Here is a 16,153-nt window from a genome sequence, read left to right on the forward strand (position 1 = left end):
GTGAGGAATCGCATGACACTGGATCGGGCAACGGCGCTGCGTGCGCAGATCGATGAAATGACCTATGCCGATGAGGCCGAGAATGTCATGAATTTGATCAAGACGGCAAGACTTTCGAAAGAAGATCGTGCGAGAATTTCGGCGTCAGGCGCTGAGCTTGTCCGGCGGATCAGAGACAATTCCGATCCCGGTTTGATGGAGGTTTTTCTCGCCGAGTATGGCCTGTCGACCGATGAAGGCGTGGCGCTGATGTGTCTGGCCGAGGCGCTGTTGCGCGTGCCCGATCCCGAAACCATAGACGCCCTGATTGAGGACAAGATCGCGTCGTCCGATTGGGGCCGTCACATGGGGCATTCGACCTCGCCGCTGGTGAATGCCTCGACTTGGGCCCTGATGCTGACCGGTCGCGTGTTGCGCGAAGAGGCCGAGCCGGGCCCGGTGGGGCATCTGCGCGCCGCGGTCAAACGGCTGGGCGAACCGGTGATCCGCACCGCCGTTGGCCGCGCGATGAAAGAGATGGGGCGGCAGTTTGTGCTGGGCGAGGATATTCGCGCGGCGATGAAACGCGCGAGCGGCATGGAGGCCAAGGGCTTTACCTACAGCTACGATATGCTGGGCGAAGCCGCGCGCACCGACGCTGACGCGATGCGCTATCACGCCGCGTATGGCCGCGCGATCGAGGCGATTGGCAAGGGCTGCGTGCATGACGATGTGCGCCGAAATCCGGGCATTTCGGTCAAGCTTTCGGCGCTGCATCCGCGCTATGAAGAGGCGCAAAAAGATCGGGTGATGACCGAGCTTTACCCCCGTCTGCGCGATCTGGCGCTGATGGCGCGTGGCCGCAAGATGGGCCTGAACATTGATGCGGAAGAGGCCGACCGACTGTCGATCTCGATCGATCTGATCGAGAAACTGATGCACGATCCGGCGCTTGCCGGCTGGGATGGCTTGGGCGTTGTGGTGCAGGCCTTCGGCCACCGCTGTGGCGCGGTGCTCGAGCACCTCTATGCGCTCGCCGATGAGGCCGACCGCAAGATTTCCGCGCGGCTGGTTAAAGGCGCCTATTGGGACACCGAGATCAAATTGGCGCAGGTCGAGGGCTTGGAAAGTTTCCCGGTGTTCACCTCCAAACCCGCGACCGATGTGAGCTATATCGCCAATGCGCGGCGTTTGTTGGGCATGACCGACCGGATTTATCCGCAGTTCGCCACCCACAACGCGCATACCGTCGCGGCGATCCTCGATATGGCCGAGGACAAGGAAGCGTTTGAATTCCAGCGCTTGCACGGCATGGGCGAGGCGCTGCACACTATGGTGCTTAAGGACAACGGCACCCGCTGCCGGATCTATGCCCCCGTCGGCGCGCACAAGGATTTGCTGGCGTATCTGGTGCGGCGGCTGTTGGAAAACGGCGCGAACTCGTCGTTCGTGAACCAGATCGTTGATGAAGATGTGGCCCCCGAAATCGTGGCGCGCGATCCGTTTGAGGCCCTGAACGACACCAAGCCATTCTTGCCCACCGGACCAGAGCTGTACCAGCCCGAGCGGGTGAATTCGCGCGGCTGGGATTTGGCGCATCGTCCGACATTGGCGGCGATTGACACGGCGCGCGCGCCTTGGCGCGACCATCAATGGGACGCCGGGCCGTTGCTCGCCAAAGACGCTAATCCGGAAACGGCCACTGCGATACGCAACCCTGCGCGCACAGACGACACTGTGGGCACAGTCAGATTTGCCAGCGCCGCCGATTGCGACACCGCGCTGGCCCGCGCCAAGCCGTGGACCGCGACGCCCGCCGAGCGTGGCGCGATTCTAAGCAAAGCCGCCGACCTTTACGAAGCCAACTACGGCGAATTGTTCGCTTTGCTGGCGCGCGAGCCGGGCAAGACGCTGCCCGATGCAGTGGCGGAACTGCGCGAAGCGGTTGATTTCCTGCGCTATTACGCGGCCAACGCCCCGGAAAAGGCTCCCGTAGGCGTGTTCACCTGCATCAGCCCGTGGAACTTTCCGCTGGCGATTTTCACGGGCCAGGTCTCGGCCGCGCTGGCGGCGGGCAACGCTGTGCTGGCCAAACCAGCGGAACAGACGCCCCTGATCGCGGCGCGGGCTGTTGCGCTTTTGCATGAGGCTGGCGTGCCGCGCGAGGTGCTCCAGTACCTGCCGGGTGCGGGCGGCGTGGGTGCCGCGCTCACCTCGGATGCGCGCGTCGGCGGGGTGGCCTTTACCGGTTCGACCGACACCGCGATGATCATCCGCCGCGCGATGGCCGAAAACCTCGCCCCCGGCGCGCCTTTGCTGGCGGAAACCGGCGGGCTGAATGCGATGATCGTCGACAGCACCGCGCTGCCGGAACAGGCTGTCGCCTCGATCGTGGAAAGCGCGTTTCAATCGGCGGGCCAGCGCTGCTCGGCCCTGCGCTGCCTGTATGTGCAACGCGACATTGCCGGGCATTTCGTCGAGATGCTGATCGGCGCGATGGAGGCGTTGCGGCCCGGACAGCCGTGGGATCTGTCGACCGATCTGGGGCCGGTGATTGATGCCGAGGCGCAAAGCAGCATTGCCGCGTATATCGCCAAGGCCCGCGCCGACGGCCGCGTGATCAAACAGACCAGCGTGCCGAAACAGGGGCATTTCATTGCGCCAACGCTGCTGCGGGTGAATGGCATCAACGAGATGGAGCGCGAGATTTTCGGGCCCGTCCTGCATCTCGCGACCTTTGAGGCCGATGAGTTGGACAAGGTGATCGATACGATCAACGCCACCGGCTTTGGCCTGACGTTTGGCCTGCACACCCGGATCGACGACCGGGTGCAGCATGTCTCGGAGCGTATTCACGCGGGCAATATTTACGTCAACCGCAACCAGATCGGCGCGATTGTCGGTTCGCAACCCTTTGGCGGCGAGGGGCTTTCCGGCACCGGACCCAAGGCGGGCGGGCCGAATTACCTCGCGCGGTTTGGCAGCCATCCGGCAGAGGCATCGCGTGAGGCCCCCGGCGCGCAGGTCGATCCGCTCGCCCTGCAAGAGGCGCTGAAGGCACGCGAGTTGCCGCAACCGCAAGCGCCACTGTCGCTGCCCGGCCCGACCGGCGAATCAAACCGGCTGACGGCGCTGCCGCGTCCGCCTGTGCTGTGCCTTGGCCCCGGCGACGGCGCGGCGCAGGCGCAGAAAGAGGCGGTCGAACGGCTTGGCGGTGTTGGCGTGCGTGTCGGCGGCGCGCTCGAGCCCGAGGCGCTGACCACGCTCAGCCAGATCTCAGGCGCGCTTTGGTGGGGCGACGCGGCGACGGCGCGCCGCTATGCGCAGGCGCTGTCCAACCGCAAAGGTCCGATTTTGCCGCTGATCACCGGGATGCCGGACAAGGGCCATGTCACCCACGAACGCCACGTCTGCGTTGATACCACGGCGTCGGGCGGCAATGCGGCGCTGTTGTCGGGGATGTCCTGACCAATCAGTGACTTGACGTTCCGGGGGAAAGCAACAAGCTTTCCCCCATGTTTCCAATCCGCGATCATAACCCCTCGGGCCGCACGCCCTATGTCACCTACGCGCTCATGGCGATCAACATCGTCGTGTTCCTGCATTCCGTCGGGCTCGAGGATCGGGCGCTGTCGTATTATTACTGGGAGTATGCGCTGCTTCCCGGGCGGGTCAGCGCGGGTGAGGGCTATCTTGGGATCCTGACCTCGATGTTCCTGCATGGCGGGTTCATGCATATCGCCGGTAACATGCTGTTTCTGTTCATCTTCGGCGACAATATCGAGGATGAGATGGGCCACGGCCCTTACCTTGTGTTCTACCTCGCCTGTGGTCTTGCCGCATCGCTGTTGCAATGGGCCAGCGCGCCAGAGTCCATGGTGCCGGTGGTCGGAGCTTCGGGGGCGATTGCCGGGGTGATGGGCGGGTATCTGCTGCTGTATCCCAAGGCCAAGGTCGATATCCTGATCATCTTTATCGTGTTTTTCAAGGTCTTGCCGCTGCCCGCGTGGATCATGCTGGGTCTGTGGTTTGGCCTTCAGCTTTTCGGCGGATTTGGCACCACAGGTGACGAAGGCGGCGTGGCCTATTGGGCGCATGCCGGGGGCTTTATTGCCGGGATGGTACTGTGTGTGCCGTTATGGATGCGGCTCGGCGGGGTCCGGTTTTGGACCAGAACCGACGGCCATCCGCCCCACCCCGATGCCACATATACCCTGACGCGCAGCTCTATTCCCCGCGCCGGGCGGCGGCGCTGATTAGGTGAGCGCGCGGGTGATCATCACGCCCGACCACGCGGCAAAGCCGGTCAGAACAGTGCCCCACGTGAGATCGGTCAGGACCATCGGCCAGGACCAGCCCTTGAGCGTTGCGAGATTGGTGAATTCATAGGTGCCATAGGCCAGCGCGCCGAAAAACGCCCCGCCCAGCGCCGCCTGCATCGGGGCGTTGGCCTTAAGCGCGGGCAGGCTCACGAACCAGAGCACGCCGACGATGTAGAACAGGTAAAACAACAGCGCCGGGACAAAGCGGAAGCTGTCGACCAGCAGATTGCCAACATGGCGTTCAAACACCGGACGGATGAGAAAGCGCAGCCCGATGACATCAAGGCCAAGGAACACGACGGCGGTGGCGATATAAAGCACGATCATTTGCATGCCGGGTTAGCTAGCGTCTTTCTCCGACAAAGCCAGTATATCCGCCCACAAAGCCTCGGGCACCGCGACCGGATCGCGCTGTGCCTTGCGCTGCCCGGGCAGCCGCGTGCCGGGATCGCTCGCCACCGCCTCGGCCAATGCGGCCATGCGCGCGGCAAAATCGGGCGCGGTGGAAGGGTCGATCAGGATGTAATATTGCCCAAGGTCATGCGGCGCGCCTTCGGGCGCTTTCAGTGGTTTGACGTCACGCGAAAACACTGACCCGGTGAGCGCCGCGGCCAGCACTTCGGCCATCACACCAAAGCCCCAGCCCTTGTGCCCACCCGCAGACACCAGTGACCCGGCCAAGGCGGCCTCGGGGTCGGTCGTTGGATTGCCATCGCTGTCAAGCGCCCAGCCCTCGGGGATCTTTTCGCCTGCCGCCTTGGCCATGGTGATCCGGCCCAGCGCCACGGCGGTGGTGGATTGATCGAATTGCACCGCAACGCCGCCCTGTCCGTCGGGCACCGCAAAGGCGATGGGATTGGTGCCAATCACGCGGGCCTTGCCGCCCGGTGCCGCGACGATGGGCGAGGCATTGGTAAACCCAAGGCCGATCATGCCCTGCTGCGCGATCTGTTCGGTAAAGAACCCCAGCGCCGTGCAAGTATGCGCATGCGACACCGCCAGCGTGGCCACCCCCGCGTTGCGCGCCGCCGCCAGCGCAGGTGCCAGCCCGGCGGCAAAGGCCGGCTGGGCAAAGCCAAATCGCGCGTCGACCTGCACCAAGCCGGGGCGCGGCGTCGTGACCAAAGGCAGCGCCGTGCCATCAACCCGACCGGTCAGCAACTGCTGGCAGTAACTCTCAACATAGTAGAGGCCGCAAATGCGGTTGCCATAGCCTTCGGCGCGACGCACGGCACGGGCCACATGCTCGGCCACTTCGCTTGTGGCCCCATGCACAGACAGCGCCCTCGCGGTCACGGCTTCAATTTGGTCCAATGAAATCTCAGTCACCACGGGCCTCCAACAGCGCCACAGGCAGGGCCTCGGCAAAGATATCCAGCATCTCCGGCGGTCCGGCGCTGATCCTGATGCAGCGGTTCTCGGGCGCAACAAACGGCATCCGCACGAACACCCCCGCCGCCTGCAACCGCATCAGAACGGCGCGGGCATAGGCCCCATCCCGACCGCAATCCACCGCAACGAAGTTGGTGGCCGAGGGCAGCGCGCGCAGCCCATTGTCGCGTGCAATCCCGGTAATCCGGTCGCGCGCACGGGCCACTTCGCCCTGCACATGCGCCAGCCAGTCTTGATCACGCCAAGCCGCCAGCGCCCCGATCTGCGCGGTGCGGTTCATGCCGAAATGGTTGCGCACCTTTTCATAGGCCGCAATCACCTCCGGGTGCCCAAGCGCATAGCCCACCCGCGCCCCGGCCATGCCATGCGCCTTGGAAAAGGTGCGAAACCGCAGCACCGCCCGGTCGGTCATATCCAACGCCGGGATCGCGTCGGCAGGCGCAAACTCGGCATAGGCCTCGTCTAGCACCAGCACACAGCCCGCGGGCAAATCGGCACTCATCGCCTCGATCCGCGCGGCGCTGTGCCACGTGCCCATCGGATTGTCAGGATTGGCCAGATAGACCAGCTTCGCCCCGACCTCATGCGCCTTGGTCAACAGCGCCTCAAGGTCTTCGTGATCGTCGCGATAGGGCACCTTGTGCAGCGTGCCACCATAGCCCGACACATGATAATTGAACGTGGGATAGGCCCCGTCCGAGGTCACAACAGGGTCGCCCGGCCCAACCATCAGCCGCACGGTGGAATTCAACAGCCCGTCGATCCCGGCCCCGACAACGATGCACTCCGGCGCGATCCCCAGATCCTCGGCCAAGGCATGGCGCAGATCGTAACTGGTGCTGTCGCCGTATTTCCAGATCTCAGCCGCCGCCCCCTGCATCGCGGCAATCGCGGCGGGGGATGGGCCAAAGACGCTTTCGTTCGCACCAAGACGGGCGCGAAACGGGGCACCCCGGTCACGCTCCATCTGTTCGGGGCCAATAAAGGGCACCGTGGGCGGCAGGGCATCGACTATCGGGGTGAAAAGGGGTCCTCTCATGGGGCGCACTATGGCAGAGCCGCGATCCGATGCAAGCACCCGAACCACGCCGCGCGCCAACGCGTGAGAGGATACGTCACCGCGCCACTTGCTGAAACTCAGCGCGCGGAAGCGCTCATTTTGGAAACCTCTGCGTTAAAAGGACAGCGCGATCCGCGAGCAGGCACGCGCCGATCACATCATTGTTGCAAAGGGCGCTTGACCCGCCCTGCCCCAATGCGCACTTTCCGCGCGAAACAAGGAAAGCCGATGAGCAGAGCCACCCCCCGCCCCCAAACGCGCCCACATACGCGCCCCCAGCCCCGCACTCCGGCCCCTTTTGCGGCTTTTGAGTGGATGATTGCTTGGCGGTACCTCCGGGCCAAACGCGCCGAAGGCGGGGTCAGCGTCATGACCTGGATCAGCCTGGTCGGCATCACGTTGGCGGTCTTTGCGCTGATCGCGACGCTCGCCGTGCGCTCGGGCTTTCGTGAGGAGTTTGTCGACACGATTGTCGGCACCAACGCCCATGTCACCGTGTATTATCAGGCCGATGTGAACGAATTTGGCCAGCTTGATCGCACCGTCGGTGATTTTGAGGCCCTGCGCGACCGCATTGACAGCCTCGGCTTTGTCACCCGCGCCGCGCCTTTGGTCAAAGGTCAGGTCATGGCCACCGCCAATGGCCGCAATTCGGGGGTTGAGGTGTTTGGCATCACCGCCGCCGATCTCTCGACCATCCCGCGCATCGCCAATCCCGAGGAAAAACAAGGCGATCTGCGTCGGTTTGACGAGGGTATCGCCATCGGCTCTGGCATCGCGCGCGAGTTGGGTGTGACCGTGGGCGACAGGCTCAAGCTGATCTCACCCGATGGGGTCAAAACGCCGTTCGGCACCTCGCCCCGCGTGCAGGCGTTTGAAGTCACTTATGTTTTCACCGCCGGACGTTATGACATCGACCGCACGCGGATCTACATGCCCTTCACCGAGGCGCAGGTTTACTTCAACCGCGAAGGCGTGGCTGATGAGCTTGAAGTCATGGTTGATGATCCCGACGCCGTTGACAGCTATGCCCTGCCCCTGCTGCAAGCGGCGGGCGAGCGGGCCTTGGTCTGGACCTGGCGGGATGCGAGCGGATCGTTCCTGCGCGCTTTGGAAATCGAGGACAACGTGATGTTCATCATCCTGTCGATCCTCGTGCTGATCGCGGCGATGAACATCGTCTCGGGTCTGATCATGCTGGTCAAGAACAAGGGCCGCGACATTGGCATTCTGCGCACCATGGGCCTGTCGGAAGGCTCGGTTTTGCGGGTGTTTTTCATCTGCGGCGCCTTCACCGGGCTGATCGGTACGGCGCTGGGCGTGGCGCTGGGCTGCCTGTTTGCGATCTACATCGATACGATCTTTTCCGTGGTGAACTATGTCGCCGGTGGCGGCGTCTGGGATCCGTCTATCCGGGGGCTCTATTCGGTGCCGGCCAAGCTTGAGCTGGGCGATGTGCTCTCGGCGGTGGCCTTGTCGCTGGGGCTGTCCTTCATTGTCACGATCTTTCCGGCCCGCCGCGCGGCGCGGCTAAACCCGGTGGAGGCCCTGCGGTATGAGTGATCCGGTGCTGGCGCTGGAAGGCGTGCAAAAAGCCTATGAAAAGGGCCGTCACAATGAAGTGGCGGTGCTGAAAGGCATCGATCTCAGCCTTGCTGCGGGCGAGGTTGTCGCGCTGGTCGCCCCCTCGGGCGCGGGGAAATCCACGCTTTTGCACATCGCGGGGCTGCTTGATACAGCCGACTCCGGCTCGGTTCGGATCGATGGGCAAGAGATGACCCGCCTGAGCGACCGCAAGCGCACCGCCGCGCGGCGACGCGATGTGGGGTTTGTCTATCAGTTTCACCACCTGCTGCCCGAGTTCACCGCCGCCGAGAATGTGGTTCTGCCGCAGCTTGCCAATGGCACAGCGCGCGGTGCGGCGGATGCGCGAGCGCAGGCGCTTCTGGCCTCGGTCGGGCTTGCGGATCGCGCCAGCCACCGCCCCGGTGCCTTGTCGGGTGGCGAACAGCAGCGTGTGGCGTTTTGCCGGGCGCTGGCCAACCAGCCGCGTATCTTGTTGGCGGATGAGCCGACCGGCAACCTTGACCCCGCCACCTCGGACACGGTGTTTGACGCGTTGATGCAGCTGGTGCGCGACACCGGCCTGTCGGCGCTGATTGCCACCCACAATCCGGAGCTTGCCGCCCGGATGGACCGGCGCGTGGCGCTTCTGGATGGGCATCTTACCGCGATGTAGGGCGGCCCGCCAAAGCCTGTCCCGGAAACTTTACCTGACATTCATCCCCTCTGCGCTATCTTTACGCAGAGGACCGTTTCAGGTGAGGTGTCTCATGTATGATCGTGCCAATGACCGCCCCGTGGGCCGCGCGCCCAATTACACCGCCGCCTGCGTGGTGATGTTTGGCGTCAATCTGCTTTGGGTTCTGATCGCGCTCTTGGCCACCTTTGGCCTCGCGGCGGTACTGCTCGCGGGCGTCGCATTGAACGGCTGGATCAACTGGCTGGCGTCGCGGCCGCGCTGATCACTCGGGTTGCCGCCTGAATGCCGCCCGGCTGGTGCGGGATATCTAGGGCTGCAAGCCCGGCCTCGATTGACGCCAAAACCCCCAGAATCATGTGCGTGTTGACGTGCCCCATGTGGCCGATCCGGAAAAACCCGTGCCGCTCTTCGCTGTCGGGCGGGGCCATACCGAGCCCGATGCCCAGCGTCACGCCGGCATTCTGCTCACACCAGTCGCGCAACCGTTGGCCATGCGGCGCACCAATCGCGAGCGCGGTTACTGCGTGGCTGCGATAGGCCGGATCAGCGATATTGAGGTGAAGCGGCCCCTCCTGACCCCAATGTTCGACCGCCGCCCAGATCGCGCGGGCCAGCGTTTCATGACGATGCCAGATCGCCTCACGGCCCTCGGCGCGCATCATGTCTAGCGCGGCGCGCAGCCCATGCAGATGGTGGGTCGGCGCGGTGCCACCGAAGTATTGATAAAACATCCCCGGATTGGCGCGCGGCTGCCAATCCCAATAGCGCGACACGCGCGATGGGCGATGCGCGGCGGCCTTGGGATTGAAGAACACAAAGCCCATGCCCGGCGGCACCATCAGCCCCTTTTGGCTGCCCGTCACCATCACATCCACGCCCCAGGCGTCCATATCGAACCGGTCACAGCCCAATGAGGCCACGCAATCGGCCATCAACAGCGCCGGGTGGCCCGCCGCAGCCATCGCCGCCCGCAGGCCGGCAATGTCGCTGCGCACCGAGGTTGCGGTGTCGACCTGAACCGCCAGTACCGCCTTGATCTGATGCTCGGTGTCGGCGCGCAAACGGGCCTCGACATCGGCGGGGTCAAATGGGCTTTTCAATCCGTATTCGATGATCTCGGATTCGATGCCTAGCCCTTCGGCCATCTCGGTCCAGCCGTGGGAAAACCGCCCGGTGGCGGGCACAAGCACCCGGTCGCCGGCCTCGAGCACATTGGCCAGCGCGGCCTCCCATGCGCCGTGGCCGTTGCAGATATACATCGCGACGTTATGCGCGGTGCCCGCAATCCAGCGCAAATCGGGGATCAGGCTTTCGGTCAGATCGAATAGATCGCCTTCGTAAATATTCACAGAAGACCGGTGCATGGCACGCTGTACGTCGTCCGGGGTCTCGGATGGGCCGGGGATCGCCCGGTATGTGCGGCCATTTGCGAGGGACATAAATCATACTCCAGAGATTGCAGTGCAGCTAACCCCGGCAATGTGTCGCCGTCAATTGCCACCCCGAAACCTTGCCAGCACCGCAGCACTCGCCTAAACCCGGCAAGCGAAACCCTTGGGGCGGCAAGGACCGGTGTTCCATGTTCAAAGCGATAATGACCTGGCTTGAAGACCGCAATCGGCAGTTCAGCCGCTCGTTCGGGAAGGATATTACAACGCCGAAAGGCCGATTCATGGGGGCGGTGCATTCCCACGTGGTCGATCACGCCTTTCTGCGCATCCTGTGGACCAACTTCTTTGAAATCGCGCCCGGTGTGTACCGGTCGAACCATCCCAGCCCACGGCGGCTTGCCCGCTATAAGGCGCTGGGGATCAAGACGGTTGTGACCCTGCGCGGTGAAGAGAAGTTTGCCCATTTCAAATTCGAGAAAGAAGCCTGCGAGGCGCTGGGGCTGGAATTCCGCGTCACCAAGCTTTGGGCGCGCAATGCCACCAAGCGCGAGCGGCTGATTTCAGTGCTCGACACCTTTCGCGATATTGAAAAGCCGTTTGTGTTTCATTGCAAATCCGGGGCCGACCGGGCCGGCGTTGTAGCGGCGATGTACCTGATGGTGTTTGAAGGCGTGCCGGTGGAAGAGGCCCGCGCGCAATTGGGCATGAAGTATCTGCACATGAAATGGACCAAGACCGGGGTGCAGGATTACATCCTTGATGTCTATGAGGCACGCAAGAACGCCGATCCCATCGACTTTGAGACCTGGCTGCGGACCGAATATCGCGCCGCACGTTTGAATGACGGCTGGGATGCCGGGGCCACCCCGGCCGAAACCGCCGAGATGCTGCGTGCGCGTGCGCTATCCGACGCTGCCGAGGCTGCCGACGGCGAGACAGAGGCGTGAGCAAGAGCGCCCCTCCCGTTACAGACCCGCAACAGCGCGGGTTGGCGGTATGGCTGTGGCGCAAATACCTTAAGCGCCACACCGGCCTGCTGCTTGTCGCGCTGTTTTTCATGTCGCTCGAAGGGGCGATGTACGGCGCGATCAGCTATATGATGAAGCCGATGTTCGACAAGATCTTTATCGGCGGTCAGGGTGACATGCTGATCTGGGTCGGGTTGGCGATCCTTGGCATTTTCGCGCTGCGCGCCTCGGCGTCGGTGATCCAGAAGGTGCTGCTCACGCGGTTGGCGCAGGTGGCTTCGGGGCATATCCGCAAAGACCTTGTGACCCATCTGATGACGCTGGAAGGCCAGTTCCACCAGTCCCATTCGCCCGGCATTTTGATGCAGCGGATCGAGGGCGATGTCGGGTCGATCAATAAGGTGTGGAAGACCATCGTGACCGGCACGGGCCGCGATGTTGTGGCACTGGTGTCGCTGTTTGGCGTGGCGCTGGGGATTGATTGGCGCTGGACCTTGGTGGCCCTGATCGGGGTGCCGGTGATGGTGGTGCCGGTGGTGATTCTGCAACGCTATGTGCGGCGCAATGCGCGGGTGGCGCGGGACGTGGCCGCCGGGCTTTCAGTGCGACTCAACGAGATTTTTCACGGCATCGTGCCGATCAAGCTCAACCGGCTGGAGCGTTATCAATCCGACCGTTACAGCGAGCTGACCGACAAGCGGATCAACGTCGAGATCAAATCGGCGCTGGGCCAGTCGCTTATTCCGGGGTTGGTTGACCTGATGGCGGGCATCGGGTTTTTCGGCGTGCTGATTTACGGCGGGCGCGAGATCATCGACGGCACCAAGACCGTTGGCGATTTCATGGCGTTTTTCACCGCGCTCGCCCTTGCCTTTGAACCGCTGCGCCGGCTTGGCGCGGTGTCGGGCGTTTGGCAGGTGGCGGCGGCGGCGATTGAGCGTATCCGCGAATTGCTCGAGACCGAGCCGGGGCTGAAATCCCCGGCCAAGCCGAAGCCCGCCCCCACCGGCGCGCCGGAAATCGTGCTTGAGGATGTGCAGCTCGCCTATGGCGACGCGCCGATTTTGCGCGGCACATCGCTGGTGGCCGAAGCGGGCAAGACCACCGCGCTGGTCGGGGCGTCGGGGGCCGGTAAATCGACCGTGTTCAACCTGATCACCCGGTTGGTGGATGTGCAATCAGGCCGCGTGACCATCGGCGGCACCGATGTGCGCGAGATGGCGGTGGCAGACGTGCGCGGGCTGTATTCTGTGGTCAGCCAAGAGGCGCTGCTGTTTGACGAAACGCTGCGCGACAATATCGTGCTCGACGCCCGCGAGGTGAGCGACGAGAAGCTTGAGGCGGCGCTTAAGGCGGCGCATGTGGCGGACTTCCTGCCGCGCTTGGCGAACGGCCTCGACAGTCCTGCCGGTCCGCGTGGATCGAACCTGTCGGGCGGTCAGCGGCAGCGGGTGGCGATTGCCCGCGCAGTGCTGCGTGACCGGCCGATATTGCTTTTGGACGAGGCGACTTCGGCGCTCGACACAGCCTCGGAGGCGCTGGTGCAAGAGGCGCTGGACACTTTGGCCGAGGGCCGCACGACGCTGGTGATTGCGCACCGGCTGTCGACCGTGCGCAATGCCGACAAGATCGTGGTGATGGACCAGGGCCGTGTGGTTGAAGAAGGCACACATGATGCGCTTTTGGCCGCCGGTGGGGTCTATGCCGGGCTGTATCGGATGCAAGACAGCACCGCCTGAGGCAGGCGGCGTTTGGGGGCTCCGCCCCCGTCCTTTGGACTCCCCCGAGGTATTTTTAAACAGAAGAAGATCAGGACCGCGATTTGTTGTAGCGCTGCGCGAGCTTTTGCGGCGGCGTTCCAGCAAGGTAGCGCAGCAGCAGCGTGAGATTGCCCGCGCCGCGCCGGAGCCAGCCGTCGCGCTGGTAGCGGTCTGGCGAGGTCACGGCCTGCGCCGGAAGCTGGATGATCCGGCCACTGAGCGCGCGCGCGAGGGCCACATCCTCCATCAGCGGCTGATCGGGATAGCCCCCGACCGCGTCGTAAAGGTCGCGCGTGATCAACAGGCCCTGATCGCCATACGGGAGGTCGAACACCCGGCTGCGCACATTGGCCCAGCCCGCCGTGAGCCGCGCCATCGGGTGGCGGCTGGCGAAGGCCAGGCGAAAACAGGCCGCGGTGTCGTTGGTGAGGTGGCGGAGCACCGGAGCGGTCCAGTCCGGAGCCAGTTGCGTATCGGCGTGGAGGAACAGCAGCCACTGGCCCTCGGCCAGGTCGGCCCCGCGGCGCAACTGCTCGCCGCGTGAGGGCGCGCCTTCGATGATCCGTGCGCCGGCTGCGCGGGCCGTGGCCAGTGTGGTGTCGGTTGACCCACCGTCAGACACAATCAATTCGCGGATCAGCCCCTCTTGCAGCCCTTCGCCCAAGGCCAACAGGCAGCCGGGGAGCGCCTCGCCTGCGTTTAGAGTGGGTATTATGACCGAAATCGGCGCGCGCATCTTGCCCCTTCAGCTTGCTGCTGCGAGGTCTATATGTGACGCAGGTGCGGGAAGGAAACACGAAATGAACACTTACTCCGAGAACCGCCGCGTTCTCCGGCTGATGGGCGGCGATGTCCGCGATTTTCTGCAAGGGCTTGTGACCAACGATCTGGCACGGCTTGCGCAGGGGCTGGCCTATACCGCGATGCTGACGCCGCAGGGCAAGCTAATTGCGGACTTCTTTCTGCAGGCCGAGGGGGATGCGGTTTTGCTCGACACGCATGTTGATCTGGCCGAGGGGCTGGCGCGGCGTTTGGGGATGTACAAGCTGCGCGCCGATGTGACGATCGAGGCCACCGATCTGGCCGTGTCGCGTGGGCAAAGTTCTGCTCCGGACGGTGCGCTGAACGATCCGCGTGACGCGCGGCTGGGCTGGCGTTTGATTGCGGCGGAGGCGCGGCCCGAGGACGGAACCGATTGGGACGCCGAGCATGTGGCTGCGATGGTGCCGCGCTGGGGGCGTGAGTTGGGGCCAGACAGCTATATCCTTGAGATGGGGTTTGAGCGGTTGGCGGGCGTGGATTTTCGCAAGGGCTGTTACGTCGGTCAGGAAGTGACCGCGCGGATGAAGCACAAGACCGAGCTGCGCAAGGGGCTGGCGCGGGTGACGATTGAGGGCACGGCACCGCTTGGCACCGAGATCACCGCCAATGGCAAGCCGGTGGGTGTGTTGGGCACGCAGGCGGGGAACGCGGCGCTGGCGTATCTGCGGTTTGATCGCGCCGGGGACGAGATGCAGGCCGGGTCGGCGCGCGTGTCCCTTATCCCGAGCTAGCAGCATTTATGGCGGCAGACGCCGACGCAAGCGCGCGTCGATACCGCGACGGCGCCAACCGGGGGCGACGTAGAGCCGCTCGATCACCGGCGCGCCCTCGGTGCCGCGTGACCACAGAAGATAGCCGCGCAGCACGCCTTCGGTCCGATAGCTCAGCAATTCTGCGCCCTGCGCTAGGCGGTGGGCGATGGCGTCGCTGCGGCTGCGGTCTTCTGGGTGAAGGGCGGCGATGGCGGGCAGATCCGGGTGGGGTACAAGCATCAAAAAGGCCTCCTGGCAGTTATGCCGGAGGCCTTTCAATCATGTCATATGCGCCCCCGGGGAAATCGGGGGATATGCGCGCGGGCCCCGTGGTCAGGCGCGCTCGGAATAGTCCATGGTTTCGGTGTTGACGATGATCATCTCGTCCTGGCCGACAAACGGCGGCACCATGACCTTGACGCCACAGTCCAGAACCGCAGGCTTGAAGCTGTTGGCCGCGGTCTGGCCCTTGACCACCGGCTCGGTCTCGACAACCTGGCAGGTGACTTTTTGCGGCAGGGTGGCGTTGAGCGCCTCGGTGTCGTGGAATTCCACCAGAATGGTCATGCCGTCCTGCAGGAACGGGCGGCGTTCGCCCAGAATATCGGCGGGCAGCTCGACCTGATCGTAGGTTTCCGTGTCCATAAAGACCAGCATGCCGTCATTTTCGTACAGGAACTGCATGTCCTTTTGCTCGAGCCGAACGCGCTCTACCTTATCGGCAGACCGGAAGCGTTCGTTCAATTTAGAGCCATTTCGCAGGTTCTTCATCTCAACCTGAGCGAAGGCACCGCCTTTGCCCGGCTTTACGTGATCGACCTTTACGGCAGCCCATAGGCCACCATTGTGCTCCAATACGTTACCGGGGCGGATTTCGTTTCCGTTGATCTTGGGCATTGTGGCAAAACCATGTCAAAAGGTTGCAGAACGTTTGACCGCCCCTATATATCGCGTTCCGGCCCACTGCAAGCTTACCATATCTCGTAGTGCAGGTGCAGAGAGCTATGCGAATTGTGCATAAGTGCTATGCATATGTAGGGTATCCGAATCACGAAAAACCAGCCATAAGGGCCTTCACGCCGGAAACACAAGAGCAAGAACAAAGGACGCTACATGAAAGATTTCGTTGACGGTACAGCTTTTAATAGTGAACAGGGGAGCCGCGCCCGCAAGCTTTTTGCAGCGGTAGTTCTGGCTGCTCTCGACGATGCCATCGCCGACGACAAGAAGTATGGCAATGGTCCTGAACAGATTGCACGCTGGGCACGCTCGCGTGATGGACGCGAAGTGTTGTCCTGTGCCGGGATCGACCCGAACGAACGGGTTGTGAATGGCCTGATGGAATTCGTGGGTAAAGGGGTGCGTACCTCTGTTGCCCTGTCGCGTGAAGAAAGCGAGCGCCGCAATGCGGCCGCCGCTGCCGATCGTGCCGAAGCCGCCTAAA

Annotated in this window: 16 protein-coding genes; 9 read left to right on the top strand and 7 right to left on the bottom strand. The window is 63.5% G+C overall.

All coding sequences use genetic code 11. The features are described from left to right. Nucleotides 1-12: 12 nt before the first annotated feature. Both putA and ACW9UO_RS08590 read left to right on the top strand, forming a co-directional pair. A complete protein-coding gene (gene putA, locus ACW9UO_RS08585) occupies nucleotides 13-3,447 on the top strand; it encodes a bifunctional proline dehydrogenase/L-glutamate gamma-semialdehyde dehydrogenase PutA (RefSeq protein ID WP_457088547.1) in 3,435 nt (1,144 codons plus the stop codon). Between the two features lie 47 nt (nucleotides 3,448-3,494). Continuing rightward, nucleotides 3,495-4,235, top strand: a complete 741-nt coding sequence (locus ACW9UO_RS08590) for a rhomboid family intramembrane serine protease (RefSeq protein WP_457088548.1) — start codon at nucleotides 3,495-3,497, stop codon at nucleotides 4,233-4,235. On the opposite strand, the gene ACW9UO_RS08595 is transcribed toward ACW9UO_RS08590, so the two are convergent. From ACW9UO_RS08595 to ACW9UO_RS08605, 3 genes are read right to left on the bottom strand one after another with little or no spacing between them, the layout of a single operon-like run. Next, nucleotides 4,236-4,634 (bottom strand): DUF2177 family protein, encoded by a 399-nt coding sequence (locus tag ACW9UO_RS08595; RefSeq protein WP_457088549.1) that lies wholly within the window; start codon nucleotides 4,632-4,634, stop codon nucleotides 4,236-4,238. 6 nt (nucleotides 4,635-4,640) lie between these two features. Beyond that, nucleotides 4,641-5,630: an Ldh family oxidoreductase gene (locus ACW9UO_RS08600; RefSeq protein ID WP_457088550.1), complete on the bottom strand. Its 990-nt coding sequence runs from the start codon at nucleotides 5,628-5,630 to the stop codon at nucleotides 4,641-4,643. Next, nucleotides 5,623-6,732, bottom strand: coding sequence for a pyridoxal phosphate-dependent aminotransferase (locus tag ACW9UO_RS08605; RefSeq protein WP_457088551.1), 1,110 nt, complete (start codon nucleotides 6,730-6,732; stop codon nucleotides 5,623-5,625). The genes ACW9UO_RS08600 and ACW9UO_RS08605 overlap by 8 nt, the downstream gene beginning before the upstream one ends. Before the next feature lie 336 nt (nucleotides 6,733-7,068). On the opposite strand from ACW9UO_RS08605, the gene ACW9UO_RS08610 reads away from it, so the two are divergent. From ACW9UO_RS08610 to ACW9UO_RS08620, 3 genes are all read left to right on the top strand, one after another. Then, a complete protein-coding gene (locus ACW9UO_RS08610; RefSeq protein ID WP_457088552.1) occupies nucleotides 7,069-8,316 on the top strand; it encodes a lipoprotein-releasing ABC transporter permease subunit in 1,248 nt (415 codons plus the stop codon). After that, nucleotides 8,309-8,992, top strand: coding sequence for an ABC transporter ATP-binding protein (locus ACW9UO_RS08615; RefSeq protein WP_457088553.1), 684 nt, complete (start codon nucleotides 8,309-8,311; stop codon nucleotides 8,990-8,992). Before ACW9UO_RS08610 ends, ACW9UO_RS08615 begins: the two co-directional genes overlap by 8 nt. A gap of 94 nt (nucleotides 8,993-9,086) precedes the next feature. Then, nucleotides 9,087-9,278, top strand: a complete 192-nt coding sequence (locus ACW9UO_RS08620; RefSeq protein ID WP_457088554.1) for a hypothetical protein — start codon at nucleotides 9,087-9,089, stop codon at nucleotides 9,276-9,278. Here the strand turns inward: ACW9UO_RS08620 and ACW9UO_RS08625 are convergent. Continuing rightward, nucleotides 9,250-10,455 (bottom strand): pyridoxal-phosphate-dependent aminotransferase family protein, encoded by a 1,206-nt coding sequence (locus ACW9UO_RS08625; RefSeq protein ID WP_457088555.1) that lies wholly within the window; start codon nucleotides 10,453-10,455, stop codon nucleotides 9,250-9,252. The genes ACW9UO_RS08620 and ACW9UO_RS08625 overlap by 29 nt on opposite strands. Nucleotides 10,456-10,595: 140 nt before the next feature. On the opposite strand from ACW9UO_RS08625, the gene ACW9UO_RS08630 reads away from it, so the two are divergent. Beyond that, nucleotides 10,596-11,354 (top strand): tyrosine-protein phosphatase, encoded by a 759-nt coding sequence (locus ACW9UO_RS08630; RefSeq protein ID WP_457088556.1) that lies wholly within the window; start codon nucleotides 10,596-10,598, stop codon nucleotides 11,352-11,354. 41 nt (nucleotides 11,355-11,395) lie between these two features. Next, nucleotides 11,396-13,114 carry an ABC transporter ATP-binding protein gene (locus ACW9UO_RS08635; RefSeq protein WP_457088557.1) on the top strand — a complete coding sequence of 573 codons (1,719 nt, stop codon included), beginning with the start codon at nucleotides 11,396-11,398 and terminating at the stop codon, nucleotides 13,112-13,114. Between the two features lie 70 nt (nucleotides 13,115-13,184). On the opposite strand, the gene ACW9UO_RS08640 is transcribed toward ACW9UO_RS08635, so the two are convergent. Next, nucleotides 13,185-13,871: a TIGR04283 family arsenosugar biosynthesis glycosyltransferase gene (locus ACW9UO_RS08640; protein WP_457088558.1), complete on the bottom strand. Its 687-nt coding sequence runs from the start codon at nucleotides 13,869-13,871 to the stop codon at nucleotides 13,185-13,187. 64 nt (nucleotides 13,872-13,935) lie between these two features. Here ACW9UO_RS08640 and ygfZ point away from each other — a divergent pair, with 64 nt between their 5' ends. Beyond that, a complete protein-coding gene (gene ygfZ, locus ACW9UO_RS08645; protein ID WP_457088559.1) occupies nucleotides 13,936-14,688 on the top strand; it encodes a CAF17-like 4Fe-4S cluster assembly/insertion protein YgfZ in 753 nt (250 codons plus the stop codon). Between the two features lie 6 nt (nucleotides 14,689-14,694). On the opposite strand, the gene ACW9UO_RS08650 is transcribed toward ygfZ, so the two are convergent. Continuing rightward, complete coding sequence (locus ACW9UO_RS08650) at nucleotides 14,695-14,949, bottom strand: hypothetical protein (RefSeq protein WP_457088560.1); 255 nt, start codon at nucleotides 14,947-14,949, stop codon at nucleotides 14,695-14,697. A gap of 93 nt (nucleotides 14,950-15,042) precedes the next feature. After that, nucleotides 15,043-15,606, bottom strand: coding sequence for an elongation factor P (efp, locus tag ACW9UO_RS08655; RefSeq protein WP_457088561.1), 564 nt, complete (start codon nucleotides 15,604-15,606; stop codon nucleotides 15,043-15,045). Nucleotides 15,607-15,822: 216 nt separating this feature from the next. Here efp and ACW9UO_RS08660 point away from each other — a divergent pair, with 216 nt between their 5' ends. After that, nucleotides 15,823-16,152, top strand: a complete 330-nt coding sequence (locus ACW9UO_RS08660) for a DUF6280 family protein (protein WP_457088562.1) — start codon at nucleotides 15,823-15,825, stop codon at nucleotides 16,150-16,152. Nucleotide 16,153 lies beyond the last annotated feature (1 nt).

It is taken from the genome of Marinovum sedimenti (assembly GCF_054052205.1).